The organism is Pseudomonas sp. P1.8, from assembly GCF_001269805.1.
In the GTDB taxonomy this organism is placed as follows: domain Bacteria; phylum Pseudomonadota; class Gammaproteobacteria; order Pseudomonadales; family Pseudomonadaceae; genus Aquipseudomonas.
Map to the genome: position 1 here is coordinate 344,725 of NZ_LHVM01000016.1, position 17,457 is coordinate 362,181.

Sequence of the window (17,457 nt, forward strand, 5' to 3'; positions counted from 1 at the left end):
CATCACAAAAAAAGAGAGGGCATCCATTGCCCTCTCTTGCGCTGTTGACGCTCCTGCGTCAGAACTGATCTGGACCTCAAGAAGCCAGAATGAAGTCCGTGGTCGTGATGGTTGTTGCGTCGCCCACCCCTACCAGGCGGATGGAGTCAGCACCGGCAAAGCTGATCAAGGTATCGGCACCGACATCGGCGATGGTGACATTGCCGACAAAGGTTGCAGCCGTAATGTTGAACCCGGAAATATCCAGCCGATCCTGGCCACCCTGCCCCGGGTTGGCATCGAAGCCGGTGATCTGATCAACCCCGAAGCCCGCCGAGAACAAGAAGATATCGTTGCCACCGCTGGCAACCATCGTGTCGTTGCCAGCACCACCGGTCACCCTGTCGTTGCCATTACCGCCATCGATAAAGTCATTGCCGATACCGCCCAGCAATATGTCGTTATCGTTACCACCGAGCAGCGTGTCGTTGCCATCGCCTCCCTGGAGCAGATCAATGCCGTTACCGCCATCCAGGCTGTCATTGCCCAGCCCGCCGAGCAGCGTGTCGTTGCCTGTTCCACCACTGAGCACATCGGCCCCGTCACCGCCGTCGAGGCTGTCATCACCCGTGCCGCCGCTCAGGGTATCGGTACCAATGCCACCCAACAGCTGGTCGTTACCGCCGTCACCATTGAGTGTGTCGTTACCGCCGTTGCCGGTGAGGATGTCATCGCCGCCGCCGCCACTGAGAATGTCATTACCCGCCCCGGAGGTGATGGCGTTGTTCGACCCATTGCCGGTGCCGGTGAAGTTGCCGACCCCGGTGTAGGTCAGATTCTCGACATTGGCACTGAGCGAGTAATTGGCCAGCGATGTCTGCACGGAATCCGTACCGCCACCCTGCGCCTCGACCACCACGTCATCGACGTTGTCGACGACGTAGGAATCGTTGCCGGCCAGACCCACCATCCGGTCAGCACCCGCACCGCCATTGAGGACGTCGTTTCCGACCCCGCCGGTGAGGGTGTTGGCCAGCGCATTACCGTTACCCGTGAAGTTGGCGGTACCGGTATAGGTCAGGTTCTCGACGTTTGCGTTGAGCAGGTAGGTCGCCAGACTGGTTTGCACCAGATCGGTACCGCCACCCACCGCCTCAATGACGGTGTCACCGACGTTATCGACCACGAAGGTATCGTTGCCGGTTCCACCGTTCATGGCATCCGCGCCGAGTCCCCCGTTGAGGGTGTCGTTGTCGGCCTCGCCATTGAGGATGTCGTTGTCGTCTCCGCCGTTGAGAATGTCGTTGCCGGTGCCACCAAACAACTGGTCAATACCGACCAGGCCGTTGAGCGTATCGTTCCCACCGAGGCCAATCAGCACGTCGTCACCGGCGCCGCCGGTAAGCAGGTTTGCCGCCGCAGTGCCCTGCAATACCACACCAGCCGGAACCGTGATCGCCGCAGTTGCCACAGAGGTCAACGACTCCAGCTTGCCGAAGCCATCGGTGTAGCGCACGATCACCCGCAATTGCAGAATGCCCTGCGCCGCACCAGGGGTGAAGGACGCAGCGGTCGCTCCGTTGATGTCGGTGAAGGAAGCACCGGTACCTTGCTGCCATTGGAAGCTGAAGGTGCCCAGCCCGTCCGCATCGGCAATCCCGCCAGTCAGCGCGGTCAGCACCTGTCCTCGGGCAGGTGTCGTATCGCTGATCAGCAACGCACCTGTCGGCGCATCGTTGACGTTGGCGACCGGATCCGAGGGGTCGGACGCAATGCTTTCGTGCACACCGAAGTCATCCACGTAACTGACCACCACGCGCACCTGATCCCCGACCTGAGCCTGGGTCAGTGAGAATGTGCTACCGGTGGCGCCCGGGATGTTGACGAAGTTGACCCCGTTGGTCGCCTGCCACTGGAAGGTGAACTGCGGGTTGCTCAGGCCATCAACGTCGATGATGCTCGATGGGTCAGCGGTCAACAGCTGGTTCTGCACCAAAAGCCCGGTGACCGTCGGCCTTGCGCTCGCTGTGCTGTTTGGCGATGAATCGACGATCTCCAGCGTGCCCTTGGCATCCTGATACACCGCCCGGACACGGATGTTCAGCCCCGCGACATCGTCCGCCACCCGGTACGTAGTGCCGACCGCCCGCGATGCCTCACCCGCGGCAAGAAAGGTGATGTCTTCATAGACGCCCGAACCGACAACGTTTTCGACCTGCCAGTAGTAAGACACTGGACCTGCAACCGCACCGGTCAGGTTGGTCGCACTGACATTGTCCGCGTCGTGCACCCGCAGATCGCTCACACGCAGCAACTGGCCGGCGACAGGGGTGTCGTCCCGTACGCCAGAAGTCGCATCAAGGATCGCCAGGTGACCCGACGGACCGGCGTTCACCGCCGTGCCCACGCCCGACGACTGCGCCACGTCAGAGAACTGCAGACGCTCGATGCCCGTCAGCCGATCGACGCCATCACGCCCTGCTACCGTGTCGGTCACAATGACCGTGTCACCCTCGACGACAATGTTGTAGTCCGTCGCAACACCGGAGAACAGCGCTGTGTCGAATTTGTCATCGCCGGTCAGAATCTCCCGCACGATGACCAACTGGCCAGGGTTGTAAGTACCGTTCAACATGAACGGCACCATCGGCTCCATACTGTCGAACGAGGCGATTTCCGGGCCCGTGCCATCAAGGTTTGCCCGTACGCTGATGCGTACGTTCAGCCACTTGTCACCATCAATGATGTCGTCACCGCCGCGGCCTTCGATCAGGTCGCTGCCGCTGCCACCGAGGATGATGTTGCCACCGTCGAAGAACGTCGCGCCGGCAGGCAGCAGATCCGCCAGGCCGTCGATCAGGTCGATGTTGGTCAGCACACTGCCGGTTGCACCGGCGGTAGGCAGCGAAGCGGCATCTTCGTTGTCACCGCGCAGGAAGTCACCGTGGGACGAACCCGACAGGCCTTCCATGATGTCGAAGCGCACCAGTGCCGAAGCACCTGAACCCGGCACCGGCGGTACATCGAAGAAGCGGTCGGTGAAGTCGATGCTCACCCCCTGGGCAAGCCCCTTGAACGTCGCCCAGTCATAGCCGGAGCCGCCGATATAGCGGTCACCCAAGCCGAGACTGCCGACCATGATGTCGTCACCGCCTTCGCCGTTGAACTTATCGTTCTCGCCGGCGCCGATGTAGACATCGTTGCCGACTATCGGGTCGTTGCCAAACGGGTCGAAGTTATCGCCTGGCGCACCGTCCGAGGTGCCTTTCTCCATCCAGTCGTCGCCTTCGTTACCCATGTCCTGCTCGTTGGCTTTGCTGCCCAGGATAAAGTCGTTGCCCTGGCCACCAATGGCATCGGAAGCGTCCTCACCGGTAACGATGAAGTCGTTGCCGAACCCGCCGATGATCAGGTTGACGCCATTGCCGCCGTGCAGCACGTCGTTGCCGTCGCCGCCCTGGATGTTATCGTCGCCGCCGACATCGGTGATGATGTCGTCGCCGGCACCACCGCGCAGCTGATCGTTGCCGTTACCGCCCTCGATGCGATCGTTGCCGCCATCGCCCCAGACCGTGTCGTCGCCTTCACTGGAGACCAGAATGTCTGCGCCGTTGGTGCCGCCCAGCACGATGTGCTCTGCGCCCGTGTAGCGGATGTAGTTGCTGTCCGGTCCGACGGTCAGCGTGTTGTCGCGGAAGACCACCTGCTCGTTGTTGTCGCCAAGCGGATCGGCGTTGCCCAGGCCTTCGTTGAACTGCTTGCTGGGGTCCACTTCCAGATAGAACCCAGGGTCCGAGAACACCAGGCCCGGTAAGTGCGTAGCCGAGGTGTTGGCCATGATCAGCTTGGCGAACGAGTTGCTTTCCAGCTCGGCATTCATCGACAGGCCAGAGGTACGCTCCAGATAGTAGAAGCGGTCGCCGTCCTGCAGTTTTTCCAGCTGGTTCTCGAACACGAAGTTGAAGGTCGAACCGAGCATGCCGCCGAACGGGGTTTTCTCTTCGGCCAGACCGCCGATCCAGAGGTCGATGGCATCGACGCCCGTGATAGTTACACCCTTCAGATCGTCGGCGGTACCCAGTACCCCATCCTTGCCGGCCCGAGTTACGTTGGCCCAGGTAGACGTGCCATTGAGGAAGTCCAGGCGATCAGACGGCGCACCTGCGCCACCGAACACCAGCAACATCGCTGCCGCGCGCTTACCTTCCAGCGTGGTCGCCGCCGTGATCGTGTCATGTGTGCCATAGGCAGCGATGAAGTTGATCAACGACTCCGGATGCTTGAGGTGTTGCAACAAGTCCACCCAACTGGTGTAAGGCTTGAGCTGGGTATCACCGGTCTGGCTGTAGATGTCGCGGCGAATCGCGTTGAGTGAGGGGATCCCCACATCACGGCCACGGGCGATGTTGATCGCCGGCAGGTCGAGCGGCAGGCCGAGCAGGTTGTTGCGCAGCGCCTCGGTGACGAACTCGTCGATTTCGTTACCGGATTGCCGAGTCACCCCACGAACGATCGCGCTGGTTGCATCCTCTGGCGTCACCCCGCTGGCGGCGTACGCCAATGGATTGAGGAACGCCGCAATCAAGCCCAGTTGCTGATCGGGATTGGTAGGGCTGGCCGGATCGCCCACTACGTTGAAGTCCACATCGTAGCGGTCGACGGTCTCGGTCAGCATCGAGTGGCCAAACCGGTACACGGTATGGGCGAACTCGGCGACGATCGAGGCATCGAGGTCGACGTCATAGACCTGGGTCGGTGCGAAGAACAGGTCGATGTTGGGCTGGATGGTCCGCGCAAACTCTTCGAACACCAAGTGTTGATACTGCATCTCGGTGCCGAACTTGGCAGCCTGGAACAAACGTTCGCCGTTCCACACCAGTGCATCGATTTCAGCCTGGTTGACTGGCAATGCGCTCACCGGAGTGAGCAGCCACTCGTTGAGGAAGGCCAGGTCCGCCGAATCGAGCACGGTGTCCATGGTCTGCGCAACCAGGCGGTTGTGCTCGGAGTGGAAGATCGCATGCACGGCAGTCAGGCCGATGTTTTCGTTGACCCGGCCGTCGCCTGCAATGTAGTGCGCATCCAGCAATTCGTTGTCGTAAACCAGGTTGGCCCCGGTCTGCGGATTGGATGGCACCGTGTTGCCTGCAATGTTATCGATATCAGGAGCCAGCACACCACCGCTGAACACCGGCGCTGCACTGTTGGCAATGTCGGCGAGGAACTGGTGTCCGGTGCGTACGGCATTGGTCAGGCTGATCGGGGCAGTCGGATCGCCTTCGACAAGGACGTCATCTGCCGTGCCGCCAATACCATCGAGCCCCTTCATCACGACCATCGGGAAGCCGTTCGGCCCCTTGATGAAATTGCCATAGGCATCGGTCGCCAACAACGGCGAGTTACCGACATCGGCATCCGTCAGGCGGATACCCAGAACGTCGGCAGCCTGCGCCTTGACCACCTTCCAGGTCGCCATGCCACCGATTTCAGCGTCGTCCGAGGTCCCGTATTTGCCATCAGCGCCCAGGTCACGGTTGGTGATCAGCCGGCCGGTCGCTATGGGGCCATTGTCAGTCAGCTCATAAGCGCGCAAGAACACCTGATGCGAGGGGTGCGAGCTGTAGGTCTGGTTTTGGTCCACAAACGGCGAGGTGGTGTTGGTGTGCTCATGGATGTCGTCGGACGTACCAAGAACGCCATCCGCCCCTGGCTGGTTGGTTGCGCGGGTCAGCACCATGAAGTTGGTGTTGCCGCCTGGCACATACAGCGGATCATCCGGTTGCAGCGGGATGTAGACGGTGCCCGAACCGCCCTTGGTGAGCAGGTCCAGACCGTGATCGAAGAACTGCCCGAAGAAGGTCATCCACGCGTTGAACGGCGCGGACAATCCCGCATCCGCCGTGGTGTTTTCGAACAGGTACACATCATGGTCATCGGCCGTACCGAATTTTCCATCCATGCCTGGGCTGGCGACGATCCGTACGCCATCCTTGAGCACGTCGTCATTGCCTGGCCCTGTCAGGCCGAAGTCGAGCGTACCGTTCGCACCCACATCGTGCGCCGTGGCGTAGGCGGCCGGGTTGTTCGACGTCTGGTCGACGATCAGGTTACTGATGGTGCGCGGCTGCGAGTCAAACACAGCACCGCTGGTCTGCTGATACGATGAGCCGCTAAACGCCGGCGAACCGGGGCCGAAGAAGCCGGCACCCACACCCTCCGCAGAATTGAACACCGGATCGCTAATGCGCGGAAAGAGGTTGTCGGCGGCACCAAACTCGGTGTTGTTGATGCCATTGAGGTTCAGCAGGTTGTTGTTCGAGCCATCGACTGCCCGCAGGCCCAACGCCGAACGGATGTTGGGGATCAGCGAGAGAATGTCCTGACCGGCCGCGTCTGCTTCGGCAATCTTGATCTGATCAAGAATGAAGTTGAGGTCGGAGCGAACCATGTGCAGCCCTTCGCCACCCGCGGTTGCATCACCTACAGGTGCCGGCGTCGTTGGCGTGACCGCCGCGCCGGGAGCCACCACGGACGTTGGCTGCGAGAACACTACCTCCGTAGTGCCATGCCCGTCCTGGTAAATCGCCTTGACCCGCAACGTCAGTCCGGCAAGGTCAGGAGAGACCTTGAACGTGGTGCCGTCGGCACTCTGGAACGCCAGGTCACCGGCGGGCAACAGAATGATGTCCTCAAACACGCCGCTGGCTGGGTCGGCCTCGAACTGCCAGTAGTAGGACACCGAGGTACTGTTGAGAGTACCCAACGGATTAGCCGGGGAGATGTTGTTGGTGTCACGCACCAAGGCTGAGCTGACTGTCAGCGTGTCGCCCACCGTGATTGCTCCGCCGTTTCCATCGGCGATGGTCGGCCTGCCCGTCGGTTGTGCATTGAGCCCCGGCACCAGCTCTCGCTGACCATCGGAGAATTGCAGGCGTTCGATATGCAGCAGCGTATCGGTGCCGTCGCGACCCGCGACGGTATCCGTCACCGTCCACACATCGTCCGTCAGAGTCTCCGTGCCGCGAGTGTTCTGAGTGACCGTGTACTCGCTCTGAACTCCGGAGAAAATGGCGGTATCGAAAGCTGCCCCGCCTATCGAGGTGCCGGGCAGGATTTCCCGCACAGCCTTGAGTTGGCCCGGGTTATAGGTGCCATCGAGCATGAACGGAATCATGTCTTCCATGCTGTTGAAGCTGGCGACTTCGGGGCCGGTATGGTTGACGTCATTCGGGCCATAGACCGCAATTCTGACGTTGATCCATTTGTCGCCATCGATCAGATCGTCGCCACCGCGACCCTCGATCAAGTCACTGCCATTGCCGCCAAGGATGATGTTGCCCGTGGCAAAACCGGTGGTCGGCAAGCCGGCATCGGAGAGAAACTGTGCCAGCCCCCGGATCAACGCCACATTGGTCAGCGCACTGCCTGTGGTACCGCCGTGGTTGATGATGGTGTCGGCATCGACATCATCGCCTTTGAGCACGTCACCGAATTGCGAACCGGACAGGCCTTCGACCTCGGCAAAGCGGTCGAGGATCGAAGCCGGTGAGGCACCGACCGGGTTGAACACCCCGGTGTTCTGGTTGGGCGCATTGCCATGGGGCTGCGCCAGCGCGGCCATGCTCAGGTCGGCGGTCACGCCAATCCGGTCATTTTTATAGGTCACCCAGTCGAAACCGGACATGCCGTCCATGTTGTCCTGGGCATCGCTGCCGACAAAGATGTCATCGCCACCCTCGCCGATCATTTCATCGAAACCAGGACCGCCGACAAAGACGTCGTTGCCGATCACGTCGTCATTGAGCAGCGGCGAGGCGTTATCGCCAGGCGCCCCGTCCTGGGTGCCCTTCTCGATCCAGTCATCACCTTCGCCACCGGTAGCGGGCAGGTTGGTCTTGGCACCGAGGATGAAATCGTCACCCTGACCGCCGAAGATCGTGCTGATGTCTTCGGTGGTGATGATGAAGTCCTGACCGTCGCCGCCCAGAATCAGGTTACCGGCCCCAGCCATGCTGCCGGCCACGATCACGTCGTTACCGGCATTCCCTTCCAGACGGTTATCGCCGAACGAGTCGCTGATGATGTCATCGCCCGCCCCGCCCAGTACCGCATCGTTGCCCGCGCCGCCTTCGAGGCGGTCATTGCCGCCATCGCCATAAACGGTGTCATCGCCGTCACCCGAAATAATGATGTCATTGCCGGCGGTGCCGCCGAGGACAACATGATCCTCACCGGTGTACTGCAGAAAATTACTATCGGTCCCTGCGGTATTGGGGTTGTTGCGGATCACCAGCGGCACGATTTCCACGCCGTTGATCATCAATCCGCCCGTCGGATCTGCTTTGCCGTCCAGGCCAAGGTCGGTGAACTGATTGGCCTGATTGACCTCGAGGGTGAAGGTCGGCGTCAGGAACACAGTGTTCGACAGGTGGGTAACATCGGTATTGAGCATGATCAGTTTGGCAAAGGAGTTGTTTTCCAACTCGGTACCGAAGTTCAGGCCCGCGGTACGCGACAGGTAATAGAACCGGTCGCCGTCCTGCAACGCTTCCATCTGGGTTTCAAACACGAAGTTGAACGACGAGCCGAGCATGCCGCCGAACGGCATCTTCTTCTCGGCGAGGCCACCGATCCAGAAGTCGATGTCATCGACGCCGGTGGTGGTGACGCCATTGTTCATCGCGTAGATGCCCGCACTGTTCAGAAAGTCCAGGCGATCCGCCAGATTGGCGGTGAAGGTTCGCTCCTCGGGCGTGCCCGAATTGATCACCGCAGTACCGCCAAACACCAGGGCAGCCGCGACCGCACGCATCTCGACCAGCGTATCCACGTCGGCCGCTGTCAATGCGCTGTGGGTACCGAACGCCGCGATGAAGTTGACCAGCGACTCGGGGTGCTTGAGGTTCTCCGCCAGGTCGGCCCAGCTGATGTACGGCTTGAGTTGGCTGTCACCGGTAGCGGCATAGAACTCGCGACGCGCTTCATTCAACGTGGGAATACCGGTTTCTCGACCACGTGCCAGGTTCAGGGCAGGCAAATCGAGCGGCAGGCCGAGCAGGTTATTGCGCAACGCTTCGGTGACGAACTCATCGATCTCGTTGCCGAGCTGGCGGGTCGCACCGCGAATGATCGCCCCGGCCGCTTCGTCCGCAGTCGCACCGCTGCCGGCGAACGCCAGCGGGTTGAGGAAGGCGGCGATCAGACCAAGTTGCGAATCCTGGTTGGCAGGATCGGTGAGAAGCGGATTGAACTCGGGATCGAAGCGATCCACCGTCTCGGTCAACATCGAGTGACCGAAGCGGTACACCACGTGCGCGAACTCGGCGAAAATGGCCGGGTTGATCGAAGTGTCATAGCCGTTGGGTGCAAGGAACGCGTCGATCTGCGGTTGAAGGGTCCGGCCAAATTCCTCGAACACCAGATGCTGGTACTGCATCTCGGTGCCGAACTTGGCTGCCTGGAACAGGCGTTCGCCATCCCAGACCAACGCTGCGATGTCGGCGACTGTCGTCGGTATGGCGGCGACGTCGTCTATCAGCCACTCATTGAGGAAGGCCAGATCGCCAGCGGCCAGGAGGGTGTCCTTGGTTTGCTGAATCAGGCGGTTGTGTTCGGAGTGGAACACGTGGTGCACGGCGGTCAGGCCGATGTTTTCGTTCGCCCGGCCATCGCCGGCGATGTAATGCGCGTCGAGCAGTTCGTTGTCATAGGTCAGGTTATTGCCTTGCGTGCCAACGTCCTGCGCATTGCCGACATCGGTGTCAGCATCCGCCTGCAGAACGCCGCCGACGACAACTGGCGCTGCGTTGTGCGCGATGTCGTCGAGAAAGCCATGCCCGGTGCTCACGGCGTTGGCCAGGCTGATCGGCGCATCCCGGTTGCCTTCGACCAGCTGCGTGACGTCATCAGCCGTCCCCGCGGTGCCGTCAGCCCCATTACCGACGCGCATCACCACCTGCGGCATGCCACTGGGCCCACGGAGGAAGTTGCCATACGCATCCGTTGCCAGCAGCGGCACGCTGTGCACATCGGCGTCGGTCAGGTTGATACCGAGAATATCGCGGGCCTGGGCCTTGACGACTGCCCAGGTGGCCATGCCGCCATTGCCACTGTCGCTGTCATCGGCCGTGCCGAATTTGCCGTCGTCACCGAGATTGCGATTGGTGATCAAACGCCCCGTGGACACAGGATCACCTGCCGCATTGATGACGTACTCGCGCAGGAACACCTGATGCGACGGGTGTGAGCTATAGGTCTGGCTTTGGTCCACGAACGGCGAGGTAGTGTTGACCTGGCTATCGTCGGCCGTGCCCATCACACCGTCCGCACCGGCTGCGCGCACTGCACGCGAGAGCACCATGAAATTGGGGCCGCCCGGCACGAACAACGGATCGTCCGGTTGCAACGCAATAAACACGATTTCAGAAGGAAGATTGCTCTTGGTGACCAGGTCGAGACCATGGTCGAAGAACTGGCCGAAAAAGGTCATCCACGAGTTGAAACCGGCGGTCAGGCCAACGTCCGGCGACTCGTTGGGGATGAAAAAAACCTGCTTGTCGTCTTCGGTGCCGAAGACACCATCCAGACCGGGACTGATCACCGGATCGGCACCACCGTTCGCCGCAACGGCGGCCGGGTTACTGGCGGTCTGGTCGGCGATCAGGTTGCTGATGATCCGGGGTTGCGGGTCGATCACGGTCCCTGATGCGGCATAAGCCGCTCGATACTGGGCATCCAGCAGGCGCAGGAAGGAGTTGTCCGCGGCGCCGAACTCGGTTTGCCCGGCGACCAGGTTGTTGAAACTGCCATCAACGGTACGCAGGCCATATGGCACCTGAGTGTTGGGTAACAAATCACTCAGGCTGGTGCCATCGGCATGCGCCTCTGCGATGAAGATTTGCTTGAGGATGAACTCCAGGTCCGACTTGCTGAAATTAGCCATTTTCGATTGCCCTCGATCTATCTGGGGAAGAGCACGGGACGAAACAATCCTTCCGCGCCCAGTCAGGTGCAGGCTTGCGCAGTGTGTTGGTTCTTGTTTTTTTGGCGAGCGCTGGCGCAGGAAACCGTTACCCGGGACCCGGGATACGCGCCTGGAATTCGCGAAATGTATTGCTTGCCAAGCAATCAGGCAGAGCGATCCGTGACCCTGGGTGGGCCATGGAAACTGGAAGAAAAGGCGAACCTCCTGGACAGCCCTTTCACTCTGCGAGAGTACGAAAGGTCCGACATTTTTTTGCTCCCTCAGAAGATCTACCGCCTCTCACACTGACAAAACGTTGACAGGATTCAGGCGCAAGTCCTCCGATAACAGAGACTAAAGTTGCAGAAGAAAAGATTGTCAATTTAACGTCATTAAAACGGACGACCGGCAAATAGGATCCATAAATAGCTGTTTTAAAAAGATATATAGAAAGACTGAAGTAGCTATAGAGCGAAAAGATATTTCAGACTGTTACAACGCCACCTACGCTGCGATTGTGGGAGCAAAGCAGTGATTGGAGCCTCGCCAACAGAGCGACCCGCCTGCGCATTGAATAGCTACCTACTGAATTAGTTAGACTTTTAGCCGTTGCACCGTCATGCAATTGGCTTTCGAAGAGGGAGGCCCCCAAATGCAAAAGCCGCCGAGCACCCGCTCTGAACTGGCTGACGCGCTCTTTCGCCTGCGTCACAGTTTTTACTCCCTGGCAGGCTTCAGCGGCGTCATAAACGTCATGATGTTGACGCCAGCCGTGTACATGCTTCAGGTCTATGATCGGGCATTGGTCAGTCGAAACGTCACAACATTGACGATGCTGACGGTGCTGGTGATCGGCCTGTTCCTGCTGATGTCCACCCTGGAAATGATCCGCACCCGCCTGCTGATCCGGGTCGGCAACTGCCTCGACATGGACCTCAACCGTCGCGTCTTCACTGCCGCATTCGAGCGCAACCTGAATCGCGCCGGAGGTAACCCGGCCCAGGCTCTGCAAGATCTCGCGCAGGTACGCCAGTTCCTCACCGGCAACTCCCTGTTCGCTTTCTTCGACGCGCCGTGGACGCCGATCTACCTGCTGGTTGCTTATATGATCCACCCGCTGCTCGGCTTGCTCACCCTGATCGGCTCGCTGATTCTCATGGGTTTGGCTTATCTCACCGAAAAGGCGACGCAAAAACCCCTGGCCGAAGCCAATCAGGCCGCCCTCTCCTCCGCCCAATATGCCAACAACAACTTGCGCAACGCCGAGGTCATCGAGGCCATGGGCATGCTGCCGTCAATCAGCAAGCGCTGGTACCACAGCCATTTGCGCATTCTGGAAATGCAGACCCTGGCCTCCGACCGCGCCGCCGTGATCAGCAGCACCGGGCGCTTCGTGCGGATCACCTTGCAGTCGCTGATTCTCGGCGCCGGTGCGCTGCTGGCGATTGAAGGCAAGATCACCCCGGGGATGATGATTGCCTGCTCGATCCTCACCGGTCGTGCTTTGGGACCGGTGGAACAGGTCATCGCATCATGGAAGCAACTGCTTGGCTGCCGTTCGGCCTGGGGCCGGCTCAATGAGATGCTGCGTGACAATCCGCGCCGCCCACCGAGCATGTCGCTGCAACGGCCGATGGGCATGATCGCAGTGGAAAACGTGTACGCCGGTTCGCCCGGCACCAACAACACGATTCTGCGCGGCGTGAGCTTCAGCCTTGTGCCAGGCGAAAGCCTTGGCGTGATCGGCCCTTCCGCCTCGGGCAAATCCACCCTCGCCCGTTTGCTGGTTGGCGTCTGGCCAGCGCAGGCCGGCAAGGTGCGCCTGGACGGTGCGGACATGTTCACCTGGAACAAGGCTGAACTGGGTCCCTGGCTCGGTTACCTGCCCCAGGACGTGGAGCTGTTCGAGGGCAGCATCGCCGACAACATCGCACGCTTTGGTGAAGTGGACAGCGACGCGGTCATTCGCGCCGCCAAAAGCACTGGCGTACACGAAATGGTCCTGCGTTTCCCGCAGGGTTATGACACCCACCTGAGCGCCGATGGCAGCCCGCTTTCCGGCGGCCAGAAGCAACGCATCGCCTTGGCCCGCGCACTGTATGGCGAACCCAATCTGATTGTGCTGGATGAACCGAACGCCAACCTCGACGACGTCGGTGAAAAAGCCTTGGTCGACGCAATGGCCGAACTCAAGGCTCGCGGCGCTACCGTCATTCTGATTTCCCACCGCCCCAACGTGCTTTGCGCCGTCGACAAAGTGCTGATGCTGCGTGACGGCGGCGTGCAGATGCTCGGCACCCGCGACGAAGTGTTCGCCGCGCTGCGCAAAGCCAGTGTGATACCTGCCGGCGCGTCGACTCCGTTGGCCTCCGTCAAGACACGGGAGTGATCGATCATGCAACACACCGAGATGATTCGCAGCGACCCCAAGAGCGTCATCGATCTGGATGTCGGCAAACCTGCGCGATGGGGCGTGTGGCTGGTGATCGCCGGCTTCGGCGGCTTCCTGCTATGGTCCTGGCTGGCGCCGCTGGATGCCGGCGTAGTCGCCACCGGCACGGTCAAAGTCACCAGCAATCGCAAAGCCGTGCAGCACCTGAGCGGCGGCACCGTGGAGGCTATCCTCGTTCGCGAAGGTGACATGGTAAAAAAGGGTCAGGAGGTGGTTCGCCTCGACTCGTTGCGCGCACTGGCTGAACAAGGTGCGGTCAGCGCCCAGTACATCGTCAGCAAGACCGTGGAAAATCGTCTGGAAGCGGAACGCGATAACCACGCTGTGGTGAACTACGACCCCATGCTGCTCGAGCGTTTCGGCGACGACCACCGTCTGGTAGCCGCCATGGATCTGCAACAGCGCCTGTTGGACACCCGGCGCGCCGGTCTCGCTGGCGAAATCAGCATCCTGCAGGAAAACCTCGTGGCATCGGCGGTGCAGCTCAAGGGCCTGCAGCAGGTCTACGGCGCTCGCGCCTCGCAGATCAACTTCCTCAATCAGGAACTGCAAGGCACCCGCGTACTGGCAGCCGAAGGTTATGTGCCGCGCAACCGCCTGCTTGAACTGGAGCGCAGCAATGCCGACCTTTCCGCCGGCCAGGCAGAAAATCTCAATAACATCGCTCGCGTGCGCAGCCAGACCACCGAAATCAAGCTGCGCATCCTGCAGCGCCAGCACGATTACCTCAAGGAGGTCGAATCGCAGCTGACCGACACCGCCAAGGAAAACACCACCCTGGCCGACCGCTTGCGCGCGCTGGACTATGAAGTTTCCCACACGGTCATTCGCTCGCCGATCGATGGCATGGTCCACTCCCTGAGCATCGCCACGGTCGGCGGGATCATTCAGCCCGGTTTCAAGATCATGGAAATCGTCCCGGTCAACGAACCGCTGCAAGTCGACGCAATGATTCCGGTACAAGCCATCGACAAGATGGTCCCTGGCCTCGCCGTGGACATAGCGTTCCCGGCGTTCAACCATGCCCAGACGCCCAACATCCCAGGCCGCGTGAAGACCATTTCCGCCGACCGCCTGCTGGACGAGGAAAGCAAGCAACCGTTCTATCTGGCCCAGGTGGAAGTCACGCCCGATGGCATGGATCTGCTTGGCAGCAATCACATTCGCCCCGGCATGCCCGCCAGCGTCACCATCAAGACTGGCGAGCGCAACATGATGAGCTATCTTCTCAAGCCGATGCTCGAACGTGTGGACAGCTCTTTCAAGGAACAATGAAATGGACCGTCATTGCCTGTTCTTCTGCCTTCTGAGTCTGAGCCTGCCGGCCAGCGCCATGGACCTCAAACAAGCCTGGGATCTGTTGCAGTACCAAGGCCCTGTCTACCAGGCCGCGGTGCATGAAAAAGAAGCCGGCGCGGAAAATCGCGCCATCGGCGTGGCCGGCCTGTTGCCGCAGATCAATGCTTCGGCTTACGACAACAAGGTCAATGGCAGCCAACGCCAGAGTGGTATCGATAAAGACCTCGACTACAACTCCAAGGGCGCAAACGTGCGCTTGCGTCAGCCGCTGTTCAACAAACAGAAGATGGCCGAGTACCGTCAGGGTCAACAACGTGCCGATTACAGTGTCGCGGTGTTCGATGCCAAGAGTCAGGACGCCGCGGTGCGCCTGGCCGAAAGCTATTTCGACGTGCTTCTGGCCAGCGAAACGATTGTCCTGGCCAAATCCAAGCTCAGTGCCTTCGAAGAGCAACTCGCCTCGGCTAAGCGGCGTATGGAACTGGGTGCCGGCACCGTCACCGATATTGACGAGTCGGTCGCTCGCCGCGACCTCGCCGAGGCCGAGCTGATTGAAGCGCAGGACAATCTGGTCAATACGCGGCTCAAGCTGCAGGAATATATCGGTGAGCCCCCGGAATCGCTGACCACCTTGCGCCCAAGTTTCGACACACCACCCCTGCTGCCGAGCAATGTGCAGGACTGGCTGATCAAAGCCCAGACCGATAGCCCGCTGATCCATGCGCGCCGTCATAGCCACGATCTTGCCGAAGAGGAAGTGCAACGCGCCAAGGCCGGGCACTGGCCAACGCTGGACTTCATTGCCGGCTACACCGCAGGCGAAAGCCAATCACTCTCCGAGTTGAATCAACGCAACCACTACGGCTCTGTCGGGCTGGAAGTGAACTTCCCGTTGTTCAGCGGCGGCGGCGTCAGCGCGTTGACACGCCAGGCCAGCGCCAACAGCAGCAAGGCCATGGACGAACTCGACGCAACGAAACAGGAAGTCATCTCTGGCACCCACCGTGAATTCCGCGGCGTACAGAGCGGAGCCAAACGCATTCGCGCGCTGGAGAAAGCCGTCGAGTCCAACGAACGCTCACTGACCTCGGCACGCAAGGGTTTCAAAGAAGGCGGCACCAGCACCAACTCGGACGTGCTTAATGCCGAAGAGCTGCTCTTCGTGGCGCGCCATGATCTGTTCGAGGCCAAGTTGCGCTACTTGATGTCGCGCCTGCGCCTGGCGTCTTCGGTGGGCAGCCTGGGCGACGACGATATCAATCAGATCAACGATTACCTCGGCCCGGAACTGCTGGTCACCAACTGACACTATCCTGTACCGCAAGCGCATTCGCGCCTGCTGATCAGGAGCCCTCACCATGCCTTCAATCGAATTGCACGCTGCTCAACGCGATGAACTTGAAACCATCGAGAACCTGATGCAGTTCTACACCTACGACTTTAGCGAATGGCTACCGCTGAAACTGGGAGAGAACGGTTTTTTCAATATTCAGCCCCTGCAGGACTACTGGCGAAAACCAACGACCCAAGCGTTTCTGATCAAGGTCAACAAAGAACTGGCGGGCTTCGTAACCGTGGATGACGAAACCCATCTGCAAGGCGCCCGGTACAACATGGGCTACCTGTTTATCAGTCGACGCTTTCGTGGCCAGGGTGTCGGGCGTTTTGTCGTGTCTACCCTCTTGAGCCGACTCCCCGGTCAATGGCAGATTTTCCATATCGAGGCCAACCCGCCAGCGCGGCTGTTTTGGGCTGCAGTGATGCCAACGCTCTGCGCCGGGCCTTTCACCCGGCACGCGCTAACAGTTGATGAGCGTCCCTGCACGTTTTATCGCTTTGAGTCTTCGCTGCCATCACCCTGAACGGCACGTTGACGTCTCGTTTTCTAATTCCGAACAGCTTTGTCCGACAATATGTAGTGACTGAAAATATTCACTACAAAACCGTTGACGCCTTCGATTTGCCCTTGCATGATGCAGACGTCTCCCCGATCGGGAGAACAGGCAACACGTTTGAGCAAGCTCGTCTGACCGCCGAGCTGTTTTCCCCGGATACACGCTGCCCACAAGGCAGATTGAAGAAGCTGACCTGGCCTGAACGTCCAGTACAAGGGCGAGAAGACTTGGCGAGCCATCCTCATGAAGCTTGTGGCCGACCCTGAAAAAGTCGGCAGTGACTTCCAGGTTTCGCCGCTTCTCTTCGTTGTGACGCTATTGCGTAGCAGTTATTCAACACGACTACATGCAACAGACGCAGGACCCCGCCCGATAAGGCGGTCGAACGCTGACGTCCTGGTTTCGGTGCCAGGGATCAACTAACCGATGGGCTACCTGTATTAGCGAATCAACTTTGAAAGATCACCAATTGGTCAAGGGGTTTATATGATGAATCTGAACAATCAACCAACTATCGAAGAACTGGCACGTATGTTCGCGGCTAAAAAAGACAGCCACGACAACCATATTCTCTGGATCAGCAAGTCGGGCCAGGTTCATATCGATTGCCTGTCGCCACATGCCCATGAAGCCGAGTTCGACCAGAACAACCAGAACCTGCTGGCCCGACTGAAGATGTACCGTCGCGGCCAGGGTTATGTCGGCAAGAAAGCGGCGGCCGACAAGGACTTTATCGGGAGTGTTCTGCAAACCCTGAAACAGGCTTGGGCCTCGATGCAGAACCAGAACGAAGTTCGGGTGATTGATCGTCTGTATTGATTATTGATTGATTCACCAGAAGGGCCTGCTCCCATAAAGAGCAGGCCCTT

Annotated in this window: 6 protein-coding genes; 5 read left to right on the top strand and 1 reads right to left on the bottom strand. The window is 59.8% G+C overall.

Annotation, left to right across the window (positions count from 1 at the left end; translation table 11 throughout):
• Nucleotides 1–76: 76 nt before the first annotated feature.
• The gene (locus AD668_RS18155) at nucleotides 77–10,921 is read right to left on the bottom strand and encodes a peroxidase family protein (RefSeq protein ID WP_053160928.1); all 10,845 of its coding nucleotides are present in this window, start codon (nucleotides 10,919–10,921) and stop codon (nucleotides 77–79) included.
• Between the two features lie 673 nt (nucleotides 10,922–11,594).
• On the opposite strand from AD668_RS18155, the gene AD668_RS18160 reads away from it, so the two are divergent.
• The 5 genes from AD668_RS18160 (at nucleotide 11,595) to AD668_RS18180 (ending at nucleotide 17,407) form a co-directional block, all read left to right on the top strand.
• Complete coding sequence (locus AD668_RS18160) at nucleotides 11,595–13,331, top strand: type I secretion system permease/ATPase (RefSeq protein ID WP_053160929.1); 1,737 nt, start codon at nucleotides 11,595–11,597, stop codon at nucleotides 13,329–13,331.
• A 6-nt stretch (nucleotides 13,332–13,337) separates the two neighbouring features.
• Nucleotides 13,338–14,669, top strand: coding sequence for an HlyD family type I secretion periplasmic adaptor subunit (locus tag AD668_RS18165; protein WP_053160930.1), 1,332 nt, complete (start codon nucleotides 13,338–13,340; stop codon nucleotides 14,667–14,669).
• Nucleotide 14,670: 1 nt separating this feature from the next.
• Nucleotides 14,671–15,999, top strand: a complete 1,329-nt coding sequence (locus AD668_RS18170) for a TolC family outer membrane protein (protein ID WP_053160931.1) — start codon at nucleotides 14,671–14,673, stop codon at nucleotides 15,997–15,999.
• A 52-nt stretch (nucleotides 16,000–16,051) separates the two neighbouring features.
• Nucleotides 16,052–16,555, top strand: a complete 504-nt coding sequence (locus tag AD668_RS18175; protein WP_053160933.1) for a GNAT family N-acetyltransferase — start codon at nucleotides 16,052–16,054, stop codon at nucleotides 16,553–16,555.
• Between the two features lie 522 nt (nucleotides 16,556–17,077).
• Nucleotides 17,078–17,407, top strand: a complete 330-nt coding sequence (locus tag AD668_RS18180) for a hypothetical protein (protein WP_053161360.1) — start codon at nucleotides 17,078–17,080, stop codon at nucleotides 17,405–17,407.
• Nucleotides 17,408–17,457: the final 50 nt, after the last annotated feature.

Bases quoted from the DNA above. Each gene is read 5' to 3' on its own strand.
- AD668_RS18155 (WP_053160928.1), bottom strand. From the start codon at position 10,921: ATGGCTAATTTCAGCAAGTCGGACCTGGAGTTCATCCTCAAGCAAATC.
- AD668_RS18160 (WP_053160929.1), top strand. From the start codon at position 11,595: ATGCAAAAGCCGCCGAGCACCCGCTCTGAACTGGCTGACGCGCTCTTT.
- AD668_RS18165 (WP_053160930.1), top strand. From the start codon at position 13,338: ATGCAACACACCGAGATGATTCGCAGCGACCCCAAGAGCGTCATCGAT.
- AD668_RS18170 (WP_053160931.1), top strand. From the start codon at position 14,671: ATGGACCGTCATTGCCTGTTCTTCTGCCTTCTGAGTCTGAGCCTGCCG.
- AD668_RS18175 (WP_053160933.1), top strand. From the start codon at position 16,052: ATGCCTTCAATCGAATTGCACGCTGCTCAACGCGATGAACTTGAAACC.
- AD668_RS18180 (WP_053161360.1), top strand. From the start codon at position 17,078: ATGAATCTGAACAATCAACCAACTATCGAAGAACTGGCACGTATGTTC.